Source organism: Mycobacterium sp. 94-17, from assembly GCF_035617725.1.
Lineage (GTDB): Bacteria > Actinomycetota > Actinomycetes > Mycobacteriales > Mycobacteriaceae > Mycobacterium.
In genome coordinates this window covers 1-501 of record NZ_JAPIYN010000087.1, presented here as the reverse complement: position 1 = coordinate 501, position 501 = coordinate 1, and the positions used below count along the sequence as shown (strand labels likewise).

The 501-nt window shown below is 65.3% G+C and carries 1 protein-coding gene; it reads left to right on the top strand.

The window, feature by feature from the left end; genetic code table 11:
* Positions 1 to 159: 159 nt before the first annotated feature.
* A partial coding sequence (locus OQ789_RS25765; protein ID WP_324689248.1) for a substrate-binding domain-containing protein occupies positions 160 to 501 on the top strand: 342 nt, incomplete at its 3' end.

Genomic DNA, 501 nt, shown 5'->3' with positions numbered 1-501 from the left:
GTTCCTGGACAAAGTCCACTTCCAGCCGCTGCCCGCCCAGGTGGTGAAGTTATCGGACGCCCAGATCGCCAAGATCAGCGGATGAGCACGGGCACAGAAAATGCGTGCCCTCGTCAGGGCCGCAAAAACGGTGAGTAACACAACGAGAGGTGAGAGAACGTGAAAGATCGTTTCGCAAAGTTTTTGGCGGTAGCGGCCACTGCACCGCTGGTTTTGGCCGCGGCCGGCTGTGGTTCGGGCTCGACGAACGGTTCGTCCAGCCCGGGGGCCGGCGGCCCGGTCGCGACCACGCCTGCGACGTCGCCGGTGACGCTATCGGAGACCGGTAGCACGCTGCTGTACCCGCTGTTCAACCTGTGGGCCCCCGCCTACCACGACAAGTATTCGAACGTCACGATCACTCCCCAGGGCACCGGTTCGGGAACCGGGATCTCCCAGGCCGCGGCCGGGGCGGTCAGCATCGGCGCCTCCGACGCCTACCTGTCCGAGGGCGACATGGCC